This window comes from Streptomyces sp. NBC_01232, assembly GCF_035989885.1.
In the GTDB taxonomy this organism is placed as follows: Bacteria; Actinomycetota; Actinomycetes; order Streptomycetales; family Streptomycetaceae; genus Streptomyces.
In genome coordinates, this window is the sequence record NZ_CP108518.1 from 2,522,296 (window position 1) to 2,541,041 (window position 18,746).

Annotated in this window: 15 protein-coding genes; 9 read left to right on the plus strand and 6 right to left on the minus strand. The window is 72.2% G+C overall.

The annotated features are described in order from the left end of the window. Window positions 1-213 precede the first annotated feature (213 nt). Window positions 214-822 (plus strand): DUF3043 domain-containing protein, encoded by a 609-nt coding sequence (locus OG444_RS11860; protein WP_327262128.1) that lies wholly within the window; start codon window positions 214-216, stop codon window positions 820-822. 65 nt (window positions 823-887) lie between these two features. Beyond that, on the plus strand, window positions 888-1,631 hold the full coding sequence (locus tag OG444_RS11865; RefSeq protein ID WP_327266749.1) for a class I SAM-dependent methyltransferase: 744 nt from the start codon (window positions 888-890) through the stop codon (window positions 1,629-1,631). 75 nt (window positions 1,632-1,706) lie between these two features. Here the strand turns inward: OG444_RS11865 and OG444_RS11870 are convergent, their stop codons facing one another. Beyond that, the gene (locus OG444_RS11870; RefSeq protein WP_150257135.1) at window positions 1,707-1,919 is read right to left on the minus strand and encodes a hypothetical protein; all 213 of its coding nucleotides are present in this window, start codon (window positions 1,917-1,919) and stop codon (window positions 1,707-1,709) included. 93 nt (window positions 1,920-2,012) lie between these two features. Between OG444_RS11870 and OG444_RS11875 the strand changes: the two genes are divergently transcribed. The 5 genes from OG444_RS11875 (at window position 2,013) to OG444_RS11895 (ending at window position 8,337) form a co-directional block, all read left to right on the plus strand. Then, on the plus strand, window positions 2,013-3,218 hold the full coding sequence (locus OG444_RS11875) for a bifunctional adenosylcobinamide kinase/adenosylcobinamide-phosphate guanylyltransferase (protein ID WP_327262129.1): 1,206 nt from the start codon (window positions 2,013-2,015) through the stop codon (window positions 3,216-3,218). A gap of 152 nt (window positions 3,219-3,370) precedes the next feature. Continuing rightward, on the plus strand, window positions 3,371-4,435 hold the full coding sequence (gene cobT, locus OG444_RS11880; RefSeq protein ID WP_327262130.1) for a nicotinate-nucleotide--dimethylbenzimidazole phosphoribosyltransferase: 1,065 nt from the start codon (window positions 3,371-3,373) through the stop codon (window positions 4,433-4,435). Window positions 4,436-4,518: 83 nt separating this feature from the next. Beyond that, entirely contained in the window at window positions 4,519-6,384 is a 1,866-nt protein-coding gene (locus tag OG444_RS11885) for a phosphatidylglycerol lysyltransferase domain-containing protein (RefSeq protein ID WP_327262131.1), read from the plus strand. 53 nt (window positions 6,385-6,437) lie between these two features. Then, window positions 6,438-7,082, plus strand: coding sequence for a hypothetical protein (locus OG444_RS11890; protein WP_327262132.1), 645 nt, complete (start codon window positions 6,438-6,440; stop codon window positions 7,080-7,082). Window positions 7,083-7,158: 76 nt separating this feature from the next. Beyond that, on the plus strand, window positions 7,159-8,337 hold the full coding sequence (locus OG444_RS11895; protein WP_327266750.1) for a sensor histidine kinase: 1,179 nt from the start codon (window positions 7,159-7,161) through the stop codon (window positions 8,335-8,337). Between the two features lie 44 nt (window positions 8,338-8,381). Here the strand turns inward: OG444_RS11895 and OG444_RS11900 are convergent, their stop codons facing one another. The 5 genes from OG444_RS11900 to OG444_RS11920 form a co-directional block, all read right to left on the minus strand. After that, window positions 8,382-9,191 carry an endo alpha-1,4 polygalactosaminidase gene (locus OG444_RS11900; protein ID WP_327262133.1) on the minus strand — a complete coding sequence of 270 codons (810 nt, stop codon included), beginning with the start codon at window positions 9,189-9,191 and terminating at the stop codon, window positions 8,382-8,384. Beyond that, window positions 9,188-9,892 carry a spherulation-specific family 4 protein gene (locus OG444_RS11905; protein WP_327262134.1) on the minus strand — a complete coding sequence of 235 codons (705 nt, stop codon included), beginning with the start codon at window positions 9,890-9,892 and terminating at the stop codon, window positions 9,188-9,190. Before OG444_RS11905 ends, OG444_RS11900 begins: the two co-directional genes overlap by 4 nt. Then, window positions 9,889-11,448, minus strand: a complete 1,560-nt coding sequence (locus tag OG444_RS11910; RefSeq protein ID WP_327262135.1) for a hypothetical protein — start codon at window positions 11,446-11,448, stop codon at window positions 9,889-9,891. The genes OG444_RS11905 and OG444_RS11910 overlap by 4 nt, the downstream gene beginning before the upstream one ends. Beyond that, complete coding sequence (gene pelF / locus OG444_RS11915) at window positions 11,445-12,971, minus strand: GT4 family glycosyltransferase PelF (RefSeq protein ID WP_327262136.1); 1,527 nt, start codon at window positions 12,969-12,971, stop codon at window positions 11,445-11,447. Before pelF ends, OG444_RS11910 begins: the two co-directional genes overlap by 4 nt. 93 nt (window positions 12,972-13,064) lie before the next feature. Continuing rightward, entirely contained in the window at window positions 13,065-15,092 is a 2,028-nt protein-coding gene (locus OG444_RS11920; RefSeq protein WP_327262137.1) for a hypothetical protein, read from the minus strand. A 344-nt stretch (window positions 15,093-15,436) separates the two neighbouring features. Here OG444_RS11920 and OG444_RS11925 point away from each other — a divergent pair, with 344 nt between their 5' ends. Beyond that, window positions 15,437-16,975, plus strand: a complete 1,539-nt coding sequence (locus tag OG444_RS11925) for a leucyl aminopeptidase (protein ID WP_327262138.1) — start codon at window positions 15,437-15,439, stop codon at window positions 16,973-16,975. Window positions 16,976-17,306: 331 nt separating this feature from the next. Beyond that, window positions 17,307-18,695: a dihydrolipoyl dehydrogenase gene (lpdA, locus tag OG444_RS11930; RefSeq protein ID WP_327262139.1), complete on the plus strand. Its 1,389-nt coding sequence runs from the start codon at window positions 17,307-17,309 to the stop codon at window positions 18,693-18,695. Window positions 18,696-18,746 lie beyond the last annotated feature (51 nt).

An 18,746-nucleotide genomic window follows, 5' to 3' on the forward strand; every position in this document is an offset into this window, starting at 1 on the left:
GGACCCACAGTACGGGCCCTGTCTCCATTACCGCACTGTTCGAGTACGGATGCGCTCCTCCTCCAGGACGACTACGCCAGCGCCCCATCAGGCGTAAGGAGTAGGTGATCCCAGGAGAACGGGCCCACCGAACACACCGTGCAATGGGAAGACGCCCGCCGTTGCCGGATCGTTCCCCAGCAGGGTGGGGCCCATGCCCGCAACCACGTACGCTTGGGTTTTGTGTTTGGTAGCCGCTCCTCCAAGGAAGAGAAGGCCGCCGCCACCGACAAGGTGAGCGCCGACCTCTCGCAGCCCCGTGACCCGCAGGCCCCGAAGGGCCGCCCTACGCCGAAGCGTGCTGTGGCCCAGTCGCAGCGCAAGGCCGTGGTGGCCTCGACCGGCAACCGCAAGGAGGATGCCAAGCGAGCCCGTGAGCGTCGCCGTACCGAGATGGCCAAGCAGCGCGAGGCGCTGGCCAATGGCGACGAGCGTTATCTGCCCACCCGTGACAAGGGCCCCGTCCGCCGCTTCGTCCGCGACTACGTGGACTCCCGCTACTCGGTCGCCGAGATGTTCCTGCCCCTGGCAGTGATCATCCTGGTGCTCAGCATGGTGCGGCAGCCCGCGATCCAGAGCGTCGCGCTGATGCTGTGGCTCGGTGTGATCGCCCTGATCCTCCTCGACTCCATCGGCCTGGTCTTCCGCCTCCGCAAGACCCTCGTCGAGCGCTTCCCGAACGAGCCCCGCCGCGGCGCCATCGCCTACGGCCTCATGCGCACCCTCCAGATGCGCCGGCTCCGGCTGCCGAAGCCGCAGGTCAAGCGCGGGGAACGGCCCTGAGCCGAGCGACGCCCGGCGCGTCGGGGGAAGGCTTCGCGGAAGGCGCCCGGCTCTGGCTCGAAGGCCTGGGCGGGCTGCGCAACGCGGTCCGGCAGGAACTCGTGGGCCGTCAGGTCGACGAGCAGATCGCGCAGCGCTTCCCCGTCGGGCAGCGGCTGCGCGTCCTCGACGTCGGCATGGGCCAGGGCACGCAGGCACTGCGGCTCGCCCGCGCCGGGCACAAGGTGACGGGCTTGGAGCAGGACCCCGGCATGCTGGCCGTCGCCCGTGACGCGCTGGCCGCGGAACCCGCCGGGATCCGCGACCGGGTCAGCCTCATGGAGGGCGACGGCCGCGAGACCGGCGCCCACTTCCTGCCGGGCAGCTTCGACGTGGTCCTGTGCCACGGGGTGCTGATGTACGTGCCCGAGCCGGACGCCATGCTGGCCGGGCTCGCCCGGATGCTGGCCCCGGGCGGACTGCTGTCCCTGCTGGTGCGCAACGGCGACGCGCTCGCCATGCGGCCCGGCCTGGACGGCGACTGGAAGACGGCGCTCGCCGCGTTCGACTCCACCGAGTACACGAACCGGCTGGGCCTGGACGTCCGCGCGGACCGGCTGTCCGGGCTGACGGCCACCCTGTCGGGGATCGGCGCGCCACTGCAGTCCTGGTACGGCGTACGCGTCTTCACCGACGGCACCGAGGCGGGCGAGGTCCTGCCGCCCGACGAGGAGCTGGAGCGGCTGCTGGCCGCCGAGGACCGCGCGGGCCGGATCGACCCCTACCGGGGTGTGGCCGCGCTGCTGCACCTGTGCGGTGTGCGGGGCTGACCCGCTGCCCGGACGACGGAGCCGCCGGGTCGCTGCCGACCCGGCGGCCCGGTCGTTCCCGGGCCTACCGAAGCGCTACGCGTCCAGCGCGGCGCGCAGGCTCATCGTGTAGAGCTCGGTCCCGGCGTCGTCGGACAGCTTCACCTGCTCGACGCCCCCTTCCAGCAGGTCCTTCCAGTACTCGCCGACCCAGGACTCCGCGTCGCCCTGCGTGGTGAACTCCTCCGGCACCACCGACGGGCTCGTCTCGGTACCGTCGGCCGTCTCGAACCGCCACGTCCACGCCATGTCCGCCTCCGTTGCTCGCACGCTTCGTGTCCTGAGTCTGCCCGCAGAGTAACCGGGCGCGCAGCAGTCTCGGCGACGCGGGAGGATCATCCTGTGGAACTCACTCTGCTCGGCACCGGAACTCCCGAGGGCCTGCCCCGCCCCGGCTGCCCCTGCGCGGCCTGTGCGGTCTCCGTCGGCTCGCGCTCACGCGCCGCCACGGCCCTCCTCGTCGACGGGGCGCTGCTGCTGGACCTGACCCCCGGGGCGGTGCTGGCCGGTGCCCGGGCCGGGCATTCGCTGGCCGGTGTGCGGCAGGTGCTGCTGACCCACCCGCACGACGGGCCCGCGGTCGAGCTGCCGCCCGGGTTGCCGGCCGCCGGGCGGGTGCCGGACGGGCGGGAGCTCGCGGTGATCTCCGGGCACCGGGTGCGGGCCGTACCGATGGACGCGCCGGGCACCGGGTACGAGGTGACCGGCCCGGACGGCAGCAGGCTGCTGTACCTGCCCCCCGGCGGGGCCCCGGCCGGGGCCGCCGACCGGGCCGGGGGGCGCCCGTACGACATGGTCCTCGCCGATGTGCTGGGCCGGCCCGAGGCGCTGGCGCGGCTGCGGGCGAGCGGCGCCGTCGGCCCGGCCACGGACGTGATCGCCGTCCATCTGGACCACGACACCCCGCCGGGCCGGGAGCTGGACCGCCGGTGCGCGGCGGCCGGGGCCCGGGCGGTGCCGGACGGGACGACCGTGATCGTCGGCGACTACCGCGCGGTGCCGGACCTGCCGCGCCGGACCCTGGTGCTGGGCGGTGCCCGCTCCGGCAAGTCGGTGGAGGCGGAGCGGCGGCTGGAGTCCTTCCCCGAGGTGGTCTACGTGGCCACCGGCGGCACCCGCGACGGGGACGCGGAATGGGCGCAGCGCGTCGGCCTGCACCGGGAGCGCCGGCCCGGGGGCTGGCGGACGGTGGAGACGTGCGACCTGGTCCCGCTGCTGGCCGCCGAGGGTCCGCCGCTGTTGATCGACTGCCTGGCGCTGTGGCTGACGGACGCGATGGACGAGGCCGGGGCCTGGGACGACTCCGTGTGGGCGGGCGGCGGGCAGCACCGGCTCGGCAGGCGGACGGCCGAGCTGGCGGCGGCCGTGCGCGCAACGCGCCGTCCGGTGGTGCTGGTCAGCAACGAGGTCGGCTCGGGGGTCGTCCCTGCGACCGCCTCGGGCCGCCGCTTCCGCGACGAGCTGGGCCGGCTGAACGCGACGGTCGCGCGCGAGTGCGAGCAGGTGCTCCTCGTCGTCGCGGGCCTGGTGTCCGTACTCAAGGAGTAGCCCGGCCACGCCCGGCGACGAGGAGCTGACGGCCCGTCTTCCGGTGGCCGCCGCGCTCGCCTTGCGGGGGTCCGTACCGGTGCTCCGCGACCGGGCCGGAACCCTGCGCCCAAGGCCTGAGGGAGGGCCTCACCGGCTGTACTCTCTGGCAGATGAGCACGCTGAATCTCGACGACTTCTCCGATCTGATCGAGCGCCCCGACGGGGGCGTCCGGCGTGATGCCGAGGAACGCCGTGAGCGCCTCGCCGTCCCGCCCGGCGCGCTGGGCCGGCTCGACGAACTCGCCGAGTGGCTCGCCGCCGCGCAGGGTCGGGTTCCGGTCAAACCGATCGAGCGCCCCCGCGTGGTGCTGTTCGCCGCCGACCACGGGATCGCCGCCGAGGGCGTCTCCGCCCGGGCCGCGTCCACCGGCCACGAACTGGTGCGTGCCGTGCTCGACGGGACCAGCCCCGTGGCCATCCTCGCCGGCCGGCTCGGCGTCACCATACGGATCGTCGACGCCGGGCTCGACTGCGAACCCGGGCTGCTCCCCGCGGACGTGTCCGCGCACCGCGTCCGGCGCGGCAGCGGCCGGATCGACGTGGAGGACGCGCTGACGGCCGAGGAGGCCGAGGCCGCGGTGCGGCTCGGGATGCGCATCGCCGACGAGGAGGCGGACTCCGGAACGGACCTGGTCGTCCTCGGTGACCTCAGCGTCGGCGGGACGACCGTCGCCGCGACCCTCGTCGCCGCCCTGTGCGGAACCGACGCCTCGGTGGTCACCGGCCGCGGCGGAGTGCCGATCGACGACCTGGCCTGGATGCGCAAGTGCGCGGCGATCCGCGACGCGCTGCGCCGGGCCCGCCCGGTCCTGGGCGACCAGGTGGCGCTGCTGGCCGCGGTCGGCGGCGCGGACGTCGCCGCCATCACCGGATTCCTCCTCCAGTGCGCGGTGCGCCGTACTCCGGTCATCCTCGACGGTGTGGTTTCGGCCGCGTGCGGACTGGTGGCGCAGCGGGCGGCGTTCCGGGCTCCCGACTGGTGGCTGGCCGGTCAGGCCAGCGGCGAGCCGGGTCAGGCCAAGGCACTTGACCGAATGGCGCTCAACCCCGTGCTCGATCACGGCGTCACAGTAGGTGAAGGTACCGGGGCACTGCTGGCTCTCCCCCTCGTCCAGGCGGCCGCCGCACTCGCGGCGGAACTCCCGGAGCGGGCGGCGGAGGAGCCGACGGAATGAGCCGCCGGGGCCCCCGGTCCTGACCAGACCGTGGCCCCCGACCGCGCAATCACGGACAGCTGCGCCCCATATGATCGCTTTTTATGGGAGAGGTCCGTTTGACCAGCGCAGAGACCGACCGCACCGCCTCACCGGCGACCGGTCCGTCAGCCGGCAGGAAAGAGACCGGCGGCGACCCCGCCGGCAGGGCGGCGGGTGGCGGCCGGGAGACCGGCCGGGGGAGCACCCGCTCACGGCGCGGCGCCGCGTTCGCGGTGTGGTACCTGCGCGCCGTCACCTTCCTCAACTTCCTCAGCGCGGTGTGGGTTTCGCTCGGGCAGGACGTGCGGCGCCACAACACCGAGGACTTCTACACCCCGTACATGCTCACCGCGGGCTTCGCCTCCGGGCTGTTCACACTGCTGCTCGCCGTCACCCTCGGCCGCCGCAAGCGGGCCTCCTGGATCCTCAGCCTCGTCCTGAGCGGCCTCCTGGCCCTGCTGCTCGCCTACGCGCTCTCCACGCACGAGGAGATCCGCCAGCACCCGCAGAACTGGGTCTCCCTGGCCCTGACCGCCGCCTTCACCGGCGCCCTGCTGCTGGGCCGTCACGAGTTCTACGCCAGGGGCGACCGCTCCAACCCGGCGCTCGCCACCGCCGTGGCCGCCGTCGGCCTGCTGGTCACCTCGCTGGTCGCGGCCCTGCTCGTCGGCGCCACCAACACCTCCGCGCTCAGCTCCGAGGCCTCCTTCCCGGAACGCTGGAAGTACGGCGTGATGCGGCTGATCACCCTGGCCCCCGACGACCGGGCCTCCGAGGCGATCGCCCCGCCCGGCTGGGTGGACGTCTCCATCAACGTCATGTCGATGCTGCTGCTGCTCGCCGTGCTGTTCGCCGCCTTCCGCTCGCGCCGCGCCGTCGACCCGATCAGCGAGGAGGACGAGGAGCGGCTTCGGGCACTGCTCGCCAGGCAGGGCGACCGCGACTCGCTCGGCTACTTCGCACTGCGCCGCGAGAAGTCCGTCATCTGGTCCCCCACCGGCAAGGCCGCCGTCACCTACCGCGTCGTCGGCGGGGTCTCGCTGGCCTCCGGCGACCCCATCGGCGACCCCGAGGCCTGGCCCGGCGCCATCGACCCGTGGCTGGCCGAGGCCCGCGAGCACGGCTGGGTGCCGGCCGTGATGGGCGCGAGCGAGGAGGCCGGGCAGATCTACGCCCGGCACGGCCTGGACGCCCTCGAACTCGGTGACGAGGCGATCGTCGAGACCGCCGAGTTCACCCTGGAGGGCCGCGCCATGCGGACCGTCCGGCAGGCCTTCAACCGCGTCAAGCGGGCCGGGTACACCGTCCGCATCCGCCGCCACGCCGACATTCCGGCCGACGAGATGGCCGAGCTGGTGCGCCGGGCCGACGACTGGCGCGACGGCGCCACCGAGCGCGGGTTCTCCATGGCGCTGGGCCGGCTGGGTGATCCCTCCGACGGCCAGTGCGTGATGCTGGAGTGCACCGACGGCAACGGCGATCTGCGGGCCGTGCTGTCCTTCGTACCGTGGGGCCCCAAGGGCCTTTCGCTGGACCTGATGCGCCGTGACCGGGACTCCGAGAACGGCCTGATGGAGTTCATGGTCATCGAACTCCTGGAACGCTCCAAGGAGATCGGGGTGACCCAGGTCTCCCTCAACTTCGCGATGTTCCGGTCCGTCTTCGAGCGCGGGTCCCGGCTCGGCGCCGGTCCGGTGCTGCGGATGTGGCGCTCGCTGCTCAGCTTCTTCTCCCGCTGGTGGCAGATCGAGTCCCTCTACCGGGCCAACGCCAAATACCGGCCGATCTGGGAACCGCGGTTCATGCTCTTCGAGAAGAGTTCGGACCTGCTGCGGATCGGTGTCGCGGCCGGCCGGGCCGAGGGCTTCCTGGAGGCCCCCGGCCTTCCGAAGTGGCTGCACCGCAGACACCTGGAGACCCGCCGTTGACAGCGTGGAACGCCTCCTCACTCCGGCGGATCGCCCGCCGTGAGTGGGGACCCATGTTCTGGACCGTCCGGGACGCGCTCGTCCGCGACAAGTGGCGGGCGATCCCGATGACCGTCGGCGCGGTCTGCCTCACCTCGGTCTTCCAGATCGTGCAGAACACCTCCTGGGGCTTCCAGCCGGTCCAGGACCTCGGCTCGGTCAAGGCCGTCGACCCCTTCTGGCTGGCTCTCCTGCGCACCCCCCTGTCCCTGTTCGTCCCGGCCCTGGACCTGCCGGTGTGGGGGGCGCTCGCGCAGATCCTGCTCGTCTTCGGCATCGCCGAGATCTGCATCGGCTGGTGGCGCACATTGCTGGTCGGCTACGTCGCCACGCTCGCCGGGACCACGTTCGCGCGGATCGGGCTCGCGCTGGGACCCGACCATCCCCTCGGCCTGCCGGTGTCCGACCGGATCGTCAACGACACCGGGCCCTCGGCGGCGGTGGTCGGGCTCGCCATCTACGTCTGCTGGCGCTACCGGGCGTACCCGACCGCCGCCCTGGTGGTCCTGGCGATGATCGTCGAGGTGCTGATCAAGGACAATCTGGCGGGCAAGGAGCACCTCGCGGCCATCGCCGCGGTCATGGCGGTGTGCGTGGTGCGGGCGCAGTGGGGTGGCCGCGTGCGCTCCCGCGTGACGGTGGGGCACCAGCCGCCGTAGGGGACGCCGCCGGATCAGGCCGTACCGTATCCGGGTGACGACAGACCTCGGGCGGTTCGCCCCCACCCGGCAGTGGATGCGGGCCCATCCGCTCGCCACCGATGCCGTGCTGGCGTTCGGGGCGTTCGTGGCCATGGTCGTCGGCTCCTTCGCCGATCCGCACGGGCCCCACGGGCCCACCTTCGGGACCCGCACCCCCGAACCCTTCTCACTGCTGCTGATGCTGCTCGGCGCGGCCGCCCTGGTGTTCCGGCGCCGGCAGCCGCGCACCGTGCTCGCCGTGACCTGCGGACTGTCCCTTCTGGAGCTGACCACCGGGGAGCCCCGGGCGCCCGTCGCCATGTGCACGGTGATCGCCCTGTACACGGTGGCCGCCCACACCGACCGGCCGACGACCTGGCGGATCGGGCTGCTCACCATGGCGGGGCTGACGGGCGTGGCCATGCTCGCCGGGCCGCTGCCCTGGTACGCGCAGGAGAACCTCGGGATCTTCGCCTGGACCGGGATGGCCGCGGCCGCCGGGGACGCCGTGCGCAGCCGGCGGGCCTTCGTCGACGCCATCCGGGAACGGGCCGAGCGCGCCGAGCGGACCCGGGACGAGGAGGCCAGGCGGCGGGTCGCCGAGGAGCGGCTGCGGATCGCCCGGGACCTGCACGACGTGGTCGCCCATCACATCGCCCTGGTCAACGTGCAGGCGGGAGTCGCCGCGCACGTCATGGACAAGCGCCCGGACCAGGCGAAGGAGGCGCTGGCGCACGTACGGGACGCCAGCCGGTCGGCGCTGAACGAACTGCGGGCCACGGTCGGGCTGCTGCGGCAGTCCGGCGACCCGGAGGCGCCGACGGAGCCCGCGCCGGGGCTCGGTGTCCTGGGCGAGCTGGTGGACACCTTCCGGCACGCCGGGCTACCGGTGGAGGTCATCGTCCAGGTGGACGGGGAGCCGGGACCGCTGCCGGCGGCCGTGGACCTGGCTGCGTACCGGGTGATCCAGGAGGCGCTGACCAACGTACGCAAGCACGCGGGCCCGGGGGCGAAGGCCGAGGTCAGCGTGGTCCGGGTCGGGCCCTCGGTGGAGGTGACGGTCCTGGACGACGGCGGCCAGGCGGCCGACGGGGCGGCGGAGCCTGCCGATCCGGGGGGCGGGCACGGTCTCCTCGGCATGCGCGAACGCACGGGCGCCCTGGGCGGCTCCTGCTTCGCGGGCCCCCGCTACGGCGGCGGCTACCGCGTCCACGCCATCCTCCCCCTGGCCTAGCCACCGTCATGTTTCACCCCCGGCGGGGCTCAGAGGCGGCCGGGCTAGCGGCAGACCTGGCGCCAGGCGTCCAGGTCGTAGCGCTTCTGCAGGGAGCTGAGCTTCGCCTCGCGCGCCGCCGGGCACCACCGGCTCAGCCGGCCCTCGTACTCGACGTGGAAGACGGCCTTGCCCGCGTCGATGAACGGGGCGTACCGCTCGCACTCCTCGTACTCCATGCACTGCTCGTTCACCGCGAAGTCGAAGTCGGCCACCAGCTGCGGGATCTGGTCCAGGTCGTTCTTCAGCCCGACCGACATGCCCCGGTCGTGCGCGAGCCGGGCGACCAGACGGTTGTACTTCAGCTGGTCGTCGGCGGTCAGCGGGAAGCCGGACCGGTTGGCGTAGCCGTCCATATTGTCGGGCTCCACCGCGTCGAAGCCCTTCTCCCTGCACATGTCGAACCGTTTCCCCATCAGCGGTTCCAGCTCGGCGGCGCGCCGGATGTCGAGCCAGCGCTCGCCCTCCCAGCCGTTGCCCTCCCCCAGCAGCGCCTTCGGGAAGGCGTCGGCGTCCGGCCGGAAGTCCTCCCAGGCACCGGTGGAGATGTAGCAGATGGTCTTGCGGCCGGCCTTCTTCAGGGTGGCGATCTGTTCCTTGGTGGTGTTGAACCCGTCGACGTCGTACACGGCCGCCTTCACCGTGGTGTCGAGCTTCCCGGTGAGCTGCCACTGCCAGCCGACTCCCGGCTTCGGCTGCCACCGCTGACCCGGCGCCGGGTCGGACGACAGTTCGTCCCGTTCCGGTTCCGGCTGCGACGTACAGGCGGCGAGCAGCAGCAGGGGGACGGCCAGCAGGAGTCCGACCCTTCTCATCCCGCCGCCTCCAGCTCGTACGGGAGGGTGCCCCAGGGGTGCGCGCCGCTGCCGGGGACGGCGCAGTGCACCCCGGCCCCGCGTTCGGCGGCGAGTTCCTCGGCGAGCCGGGCGGCGAGCGCGCCCGGCGGGACGGCGTACACGAGGTGGCAGAACCGCTGGGCCGGGTGGTCCGCCGTCCAGGACGGCGCGGCGTCCGCGTTCCGGTAGGCGTCCCAGGGTCCCTCGAAGGTGACGAGGAGGTCGGCGAGTTCGGCGTAGCCGGGGTGCGGGTGGACCCCGTGGTTGAGGACGAGGGTGCGGGCGCCCGCGGCACGGGCGGCGACCGCCAGGCGCCCGTAGTGCGGGAGCAGCTCCGGGTCGGCGGAGGCCTGGTCGAGGAAGGCCCCGTCGGCGGCGTACCAGTCGCGGTGGCGCAGCAGGTCCTGCACCACCTCGGCGTGCGGGCGCCTCCCGTAGTCGGTGTCGGCGTACCCGAGGACGGGTACGCCGGCCTCGCGCAGCCGCTCGGCGACGAGGGCGAACCGCTCGTCGCGGGCGGCACCCGGCCCGCTGTCGGGGTTGAGCACCACCGAGTGCAGCCGGCCCGCGGAGCGGATGAGCCGCTCCCAGGCCTCCGGCCGGTCGGCGGGATGCTCGTACAGGGGCACCAGCAGCATGGGGTCCTTCTCCTCGGGCGTGGCGTACGGATCGTGCGTCATCGGTGGGCGGTCGCGCGGCCGAGGAGCAGGCAGACCAGGGCGGCCAGTACGGCGGCGGCCGCGCCCGCGACCACCAGCTGGACCGCCCGGGGCTGGCCCAGTCCGGTCAGCAGGGCCAGGCTCTGGGCGACGGCGGCGGAGGCGCAGACCACGGCCGCGGGCCGGACCGCCCCGAAGGACTGCAGGAGCAGCCCGGTCCACATGACGGCCCCGAGCAGCAGCAGGGTCGCGATGCGGACTCCGGTGAGGACGGGGGCGTCCGGCCAGAGCAGGGTGCCGGTCAGCCCGAGGGCCAGCAGGACCGTCAGGTAGAGGGCGAGGCACCGGCCGAGGGTGGCGAGCATCCGCCGCCGGAAGGCCCGGGGCGAGCGGGCCCCCTGGAGCCCGGAGAGGCTGCCGCTGCGGAACCGGTGGAGCAGCCATTCGGCAGGGCCCATGCTGAGGGTGAGGGCAACCGCGGAGGGGGCGGCGACCGCCTCGGCGGGTCCGCCGGCGAGCACCTCCCCGAGGGCGGCGTACAGCACGAGCAGTCCGGTGCCGAGGCCGAAGACCCCGTACGGGACCGAGTCCCCGAGCCGGGGCCCGCGGTGTGCGAACTCCTCCTCGGCTCCGCGCAGCATCTGCCAGCGCACGGGGCCGTCCTTGCCGGGCCGGCGGTCCGCCCAGCCGCGGATCCGGTGGGCGGCGGCCCGTAGCCCGTCGGCCAGCGGGAGCTGCCGTACGGCCATGGTGCAGGCGGCCAGCAGGGACACCACGAGGAGGGACACCCTTACGGGCACGGGCAGGTCGACGAAGAGCACGAGCAGCGCTCCGGCGGCCATCGGGGCGAGTGCGGCGAGCAGGACCCGTTCCCGGCCGAGGACGAGCAGGACGGTGGCGGCCCCGACGTAGAGGGCCTGTCCGGCGGCGAAGGCGTAGGAGAAGGGCGGCCCGCCGGGCACGGCCAGTGCGGCGGCGGTGCCCAGCAGGGATCCGACGGGCGCGCCGACGAGCAGGGTCCGCCCGGCGGCGCCGCGGTCGCCGAGGCCGAGCCAGGAGTAGGCCCGGTGGGAGAGGGTCTGGTCCCAGACCCAGCCGATGAGCGCACCGGCGAGCAGGGTGAGCGTTCCGGCGGGCAGGCCGAGGCGGTCCTGCGGGCCTTCGAGCAGGGGCGCGCCGAGCAGGTAGGCCAGGCCGGGCAGGGCGAAGATCACCCCGCGCAGGAGACAGGCGGTGAGGGAGACCTTCCAGGGGTCGGGGGCGGCGCCCGGCTCCGGGAAGGAGCGGGGCACCCGGGCGAAGAGTTCCTCGGCGAGTCCGAAGGAGTCGTGCCGGCCGTAGGTGAGCCGGATGTACTCGTCCGTCATGCCGTCGGACTCGAGGATGGCGGCGATCTCGTCGGGGTGGACGGCGGAGGCGATGAACGCGTCGAGGCGCTCGGCGAGTTCGTCCATCGGGTCGGCGGCGGTGGCGCCGGGGCCGTCGCGCCGCGGCCGGGGGATGGCCGGGAGCGTGTCGGCGGCGGGGCCGGTGCCCGTGCCCGGACCGGGCGGTTTCAGCCAGAGGGATCCGCTCACCACAGGCTCCCGTCGGCGGCGAGTTCGCGATACCAGGGATCGGCGAGCCGCTGGGTCCATTCGTCGCCCGCGTGGACGGGCAGGACGGGCTGGCCGGCGAGTTCGCGGTAGATGTGCCGGAAGCCGTCCACGGACTGGTGGAGGGTGAACTTCTCCACCACCCGCTTGCGGGACATCCGGCCCAGCTCGGCCCGGCGTTCGTCGTCGCGGAGCAGGGCGAGGGTGGCGCGGGCCATGGTCTCGGGCTCGCGCGGCGGTACGACGAGGCCGGTGTCGCCGACGGCCTCGCGGACTCCGCCGACGTCGGTGGAGACGGTGGTGCGGCCGCAGGACATGGCCTCGATGATGCTGAAGGGGAAGCCCTCGCTGATGGAGGAGAGCATGACGACGCTGCCGGCCGCGTAGGCCCGGGCCACCTGCTCGATGCGGCCCTCGTAGGTGATCCCGTCGCTCACGCCGAGTTCGGCGGCGAGCTTCTCCAGGCGGAGCTTGTACTCCTCGCAGCCGGGCGGGACGGGGCCGAAGAGGCGCAGCCTCAGGGCGGGCAGCTCCTCGCGCATGAAGGCGTAGGCCCGGATGAGGGTTTCGAGGTCCTTGATCGGGTCGACGCGGCCGCACCAGCTGAGGGTGGGCACGTCCGGTTCGGGGCCGGCCTCGGGGAAGGCGTGCGGGTCGACGCCGTTGTAGACGGTGCGGATACGTTCCGACTCGGCGCCTCCGCGCTCCTCCCAGCGGCGGTTGTACTGGTTGCAGGGGGTGATCAGGTCGGCCTGCCGGTAGCCCTCGGTGTTGAGCTCGCGGTAGAAGCCGAGCATGAGCGCCTTGACGGGCCAGCGCTGGGCGGCGCTGCGGTAGCCGAGGTAGCGCTCGCGGAGGTAGATGCCGTGCTCGGTGAGCAGGAAGGGAACCCCGTCGAGGTATTTGGCGGCGAGGGCCGGGAGGGTGGCCAGTCCGCTGCTGACGGCGTGCGCGACGCTGTCGGGCGGGATCCGGACGCTCAGCGGGCGCAGCGCGTGTTCCAGCAGGTCGGTGGCGGTGAGCGCGTCGTGGATGGTGGGCTCGGCCTCGGCGGTGGCGAGACCGGGGCGGGTCCATACGTTCATCAGCAGGCGCAGAACCGATTCGGAACGCAGGGCCGGTGCGAGTTTCCCGGCCCGGGCGAGGACGGTCAGTTCGCGCAGGGCCTCGGAGAAGGTGTGCCGGGCGGGATCGCCCGCGGGGTCGAGGAGGGAGAGCAGGAAGCTCTCGTAGACCTCGGTGAAGCGGCGCTGCGCCCTGCCGCGCAGGCCCGACCGGCGGATGCGCGAGGGGAGCGGTCCCCAGAGCGGGAAGGACGTGTGCCGGTAGACGTTGCGGGGCAGTTCCCAGGTGACCGGCTCGCGTCCGGAGCCGGTCAGGGCTATGACGTTGAAGTCGACCTCCGGCATGCCTCGTACCAGTTGGTCGCACCAGGTGCTGACGCCCCCGTGGACGTGCGGATAGGTGCCTTCGGTGAGCATGGTGACGTGACGCCCATGACTCATGCGGTGTGTCCCCCCAGGACGGAAAAGGGGCCGGCGCCCGTGGGTTCGCGGAGCGCCGGCGCTAGGTGGTACTGGTGTTGGCTTGCGGGTCGGTCAGCTGGGCAGCTTGAGCGTGACGGCGCTCTGGAGCAGCTCGGGACCAGTCCAGGTGGAGCGGTTGCCGGCGTACGCGGTGCCGAAGTCGGCGGTGCCGAGCAGCATTTGCTTCTTGGTGCCGTTGGGAGCGGTGACCGGGGCGACGACTCCGGAGGGCGCCTTGATGGTGACGTCGTTGCCGATGCGGTAGGCGGTGACCTTGCCGTCCGCGAGTGCCTTGTCCCAGGCGGCGCGGCGCTGGAACTCGACGCCGGTGTCCTTCATGCTCTGGTTGACGATCGGAGCGCTGGGGGCGTAGAGGGCGCGGTAGGTGTCGAGGACCTGGTTGAGCACGGGGTAGAGGGTGCGGTCCTCGGCGAGGTTGGACTGGTGGACGTAGTGCGGCCGCGGGTCGTTGGCCAGGACGTGGCGCAGGGCGGTGCGGGCCTCGGCCGGGACGATGGTGCTGAGGTAGCCGGTGTTGACGTCCAGCGGGGCCGGCAGGCAGGTGGAGGTGCCCGGGTTGTCCTCGCAGATGCCGCTGCCGCCGTGGGCGCGGCTGGTGTAGATCCAGTTGTACTCGTCGGCCATCTCGGCGTTGGTGCCCGTGTTGTAGTACACGTTCATCGGGTGCCGGGGGACCGTGAGGGCGGAGCCGACCGCTCGCTGCGCGGGTTCGCGGGAGTTGTCGCTGCCGGCCCACTTGACCCCGTTGTCGGCGAGGGCGCCGGCCAGGTTGGGGTTGTCCGCGGGCTGCTGCGGCCCGGTCTTGAGCCCGGAGTGCTCGCCGGTGACCAGCTCGGTCCGGTCGAGGGTGATCCCCTTGGACGCGGCCCAGTTGTTGTTGTCGCGGATCTGGGCGGAGATCTCGGCGCGGCTCATGTACTGGATCGCGCCGGCGGCGTTCTTCGTACAGGTCCACGGGGTGACGGCGGTGTTCTGGATGCAGCCGAGGAACGGGTGGGTGTAGGTGTGGTTCATCCAGCGGTACTTGGCGCGGTCGGCGACGAGCTGGGCGGTCATCGCGTCGACGCCGCCGTTCTCGGCCTTCCACTCCTCGCCGGCTCCGCCGTTGAAGAGCATGTCGAGCTTGAAGCTCTTGGAGGTCTGCCACTGCGCCGCGTACACGGCGTCGGCGGCGGACATCCGGATGGTGCTCTCCTTGCCCTCGCCGCCCGCGCAGGCGTAGTCGCCCGGCGTGCAGTTCAGGTCCTTGTTCCAGCGGGCGTCGGGGGCGAAGACGTCGTCGACGTGGACCGCGAAGTAGTTGCGGCTCTGGCCGAGGTGCACCCCCTGGGTCAGCCAGTCGACGATGCCGCGGGCGAGCAGCCGGAACTGCTGCTGGTACTGGTTGTAGCCGAAGGTGACGACCAGTTCGCTGCGTCCGTCGTGGGTGTACTCGCCGACGAGCGAGGCGCGTCCGGTACCGACCGGGGCGTCCAGGTAGCTGGTGTAGCCGGGCCGGGGCTTGCCCATGAACCCGAAGCTCTCGGGGACGAGCGCGGAGTTGTCCTCGAAGGTGACCTGGCCGCCGAGGTAGGCGAACGGGCCGGCCTTGCCCGCGGTGGTGACGGCGGCCTGGGTGCCGTCGAGCTGGCCGCTGTAGCCCCCGTTGTCGGTGTATTCCAGCCCGACTCCCGGGTGGGACCAGGTGTAGGCGTCGACCTGGCGGATCCCGTACGTCGTCTCGTAGGCGGCGAGCGCGGCCATCTCGGCCGAGCCCTCGCCGAACGGGTTCTCGTTCGGCAGGACGACACCCTGGTACTTGGCGCGCGGACGGCCGTCCACGGTGTCGCTGAGGAAGCCCGCGTTGATGACCGGGCGGCCGCTGCTGCCCAGCTGGACGCGGGTGTAGGGCACCCCCGTGTCGCGGAGTTCCGCGGTGATCGCCTCGACCGAGCTGCCGCCGTCGTCGACGACCAGCACCTTCAGGTCGATGCGCGGTGTCACGGCCGCCGTGGCGGTCGCGGCGGGTACTGCCACGGACACCAGGGCGGCTGCGGCCATCATCGCCGCGACCCTGTTCATCCGATTCTTGTTGACCATTTCGGCCTTTCCCCCCGCAGGCGTCCCTCGACTCGGCCCTGGCGGAGCGCCGGGCCTGGGAGGCTCTGTGGAAATCATGCAAAGGAACCCCGCGTCCCCTTGCGAGAGTGGACCGAGTCTCTCGGACCTCGTCAGGTCTACGAGGCAAACCTGGAGCAGAGTCCACAGATGGGTGAACCTGATGGCGTCTTGATCGAACAACTTGCCAAACCTTCGAGTGACGTACGGACGAGCGCGTGCGCGTAGGCTCATTTCTGGCGGCCGTCGGGCCCGAATACGATCGCTACGGATGGCCGTCCACCCACTCGGCCCACATACACAAACGGAAGCGAGACTTCACCACCGTGACTGCTCTGACTCTCAGCACTGCCGGCGCGGCGACGCTCCGCGCCGACGCCCTCGTCGTCGGCGTGGCGAAGGGCCCCAAGGGGCCGATCGTCGCCGCGGGCGCCGAGGCCGTGGACAAGGCTTACGACGGTAAGCTCGCCGGCGTCCTCGACGCGCTCGGCGCCTCGGGGGCCGAAGGCGAGATCACCAAGCTGCCGGCCCCGGCAGGCCTCAAGGTCCCGGTCGTGCTGGCGGTGGGGCTCGGCTCCGTCCCCGAGAAGGACGAGTCGTTCGACGAGGAGGTGCTGCGCCGCGCCGCCGGCGCCGCCGCCCGCGCGCTGCACGGCAGCAAGAAGGCCGCCTTCGCGCTCCCGCTCGAGGACGCCTCGGCCGTCACCGCCGTCGCCGAGGGCGCGCTGCTGGGCGCGTACGCCTTCACCGCCTACCAGGGCGGCGAGAACAAGGTCCGCAAGGAGGCCAAGGGCGCGGCCCCGAAGGCCCCGCTGGCCGAGGTGGCCCTGCTGGGCGCCAAGCCCCGCGACAAGGAGCACAAGGCCGCCGTCGAGCGCGCCGCGGTCGTGGCCACCGAGGTCAACATCGCCCGCGACCTGGTGAACACCCCGCCGAACGACCTGACCCCCGAGGCCTTCGCCGCGGTCGCCTCCGCGGCCGCGAAGGAGAACGGCATCAAGGTCCAGGTCCTGGACGAGAAGGCCCTGGTCAAGGGTGGCTTCGGCGGCATCATGGGCGTCGGCAAGGGCTCCGAGAACCCGCCGCGCCTGGTGAAGCTCACCTACACCCACCCCAAGGCGGAGAAGACCCTGGCCTTCGTCGGCAAGGGCATCACCTACGACTCGGGCGGCATCTCCCTGAAGCCGGCCGGCCACAACGAGACGATGAAGTGCGACATGGCCGGCGCCGCCGCCGTCTTCGCCTCCGTCGTCGCGGCCGCGAAGCTGGGCCTGCGGGTCAACGTCACCGGCTGGCTCGCGCTCGCCGAGAACATGCCGTCCGGCTCCGCCACCAAGCCCGGTGACGTGCTGCGCATGTACAGCGGCAAGACCGTCGAGGTCCTCAACACGGACGCCGAGGGCCGCCTGGTCCTCGGTGACGCCCTGACCAAGGCCTCCGAGGACAACCCGGACGCGATCGTCGACGTCGCGACCCTGACCGGCGCGATGGTGCTCGCCCTCGGCGACCGCACCTTCGGGATCATGGCGAACGACGACGCCTTCCGCACCTCGATCCACGAGATCGCCGAGGAGGTCGGCGAGTCCTCCTGGCCGATGCCGCTCCCCGCCGAGCTGCGCAAGACCATGGACTCCCCCACCGCCGACATCGCGAACATGGGTGTCCGCATGGGCGGCGGCCTGGTGGCCGGCCTCTTCCTGCAGGAGTTCGTCGGCGAGGGCATCACCTGGGCCCACCTCGACATCGCCGGCCCGGCCTTCCACGAGGGCGCGCCGCACGGCTACACCCCCAAGGGCGGCACCGGCTCCGCCGTGCGCACCCTGGTGCGGCTGGCCGAGCGCACGGCCACGGGCGACCTGGGCTGACGTACCACGAGTGATGTGACGTGACGCACCCCGGGCCGGGTCAGGGCCCGGGGTGCGTCCGTCCGTGTGCCGTGCGCGTCCGTCTCACGGCGAAACCTCAAGGAATCGGTAGGTATCTCCGTAGGTACCTACGCATCGGTAACCCTCGGTCCGGGTGGATCGCCCGATCACATCGTGGGCCCGGCGTCCCGCGTTCCCCCGACAAATGCGAAGATGGGTTCTCGGCAGGACAGGGCCCCCACCACAGGGCCGAAGAAACAAGCGGCCGATTACCAGCCGCCGCCCGGTCACAGAGGACCGGTGCCCGGCGCACATGCATGGAGGACGTGACGTGGCGAACGACGCCAGCACCGTTTTCGACCTAGTGATCCTCGGCGGTGGCAGTGGCGGTTACGCCGCGGCGCTGCGCGCATCCCAGCTGGGTCTGGACGTTGCCCTGATCGAGAAGAACAAGCTCGGCGGCACCTGCCTGCACAACGGCTGCATCCCCACGAAGGCTCTGCTGCACGCGGGCGAGATCGCGGACCAGGCTCGTGAAGCCGCCCAGTTCGGTGTCAAGACCTCTTTCGAGGGGATCGACATCGCGGGTGTCCACAAGTACAAGGACGAGGTCATCTCGGGCCTGTACAAGGGTCTGCAGGGCCTGGTCGCCTCCCGCAAGGTGACCTACATCGAGGGAGAGGGCCGCCTCTCCTCCCCGACTTCCGTCGACGTGAACGGCCGGAGCATCCAGGGCCGCCACATCCTGCTGGCGACCGGCTCCGTGCCGAAGTCGCTGCCGGGCCTGAACATCGACGGCAACCGCATCATCTCCTCGGACCACGCCCTGGTCCTGGACCGCGTCCCCGAGTCGGCGATCGTCCTGGGCGGCGGCGTCATCGGCGTCGAGTTCGCCTCGGCGTGGAAGTCCTTCGGCTCCGACATCACCGTCATCGAGGGCCTCAAGCACCTCGTGCCGGTCGAGGACGAGAACAGCTCGAAGCTGCTGGAGCGCGCGTTCCGCAAGCGCGGCATCAAGTTCAACCTGGGCACCTTCTTCGACAAGGCCGAGTACACCGAGAACGGCGTCCGCGTGACGCTGGTCGACGGCAAGACCTTCGAGGCCGAGGTGCTGCTGGTGGCCGTGGGCCGCGGCCCCGTCTCGCAGGGTCTGGGCTACGAGGAGCAGGGCGTCGCGATGGACCGCGGCTACGTCCTGGTCGACGAGTACATGCAGACCAACGTGCCGACCATCTCGGCCGTCGGTGACCTCGTCCCGACCCTCCAGCTCGCGCACGTCGGCTTCGCCGAGGGCATCCTGGTGGCGGAGCGTCTGGCCGGCCTCAAGGCCGTCCCGATCGACTACGACGGTGTCCCGCGCGTCACCTACTGCCACCCCGAGGTCGCTTCCGTCGGCATCACCGAGGCCAAGGCCAAGGAGATCTACGGCGCGGACAAGGTCGTGGCCCTGAAGTACAACCTGGCTGGCAACGGCAAGAGCAAGATCCTCAAGACCGCGGGCGAGATCAAGCTCGTCCAGGTCAAGGACGGTGCCGTGGTCGGCGTCCACATGGTCGGTGACCGGATGGGCGAGCAGGTCGGCGAGGCCCAGCTGATCTACAACTGGGAAGCTCTTCCGGCCGAGGTCGCGCAGCTCATCCACGCGCACCCGACCCAGAACGAAGCGATGGGCGAGGCCCACCTGGCCCTGGCCGGCAAGCCGCTTCACTCCCACGACTAATTCGTCACGGGCGCGACGACCACTTCCGCACTTTCGTTAGGAGCAACTGAA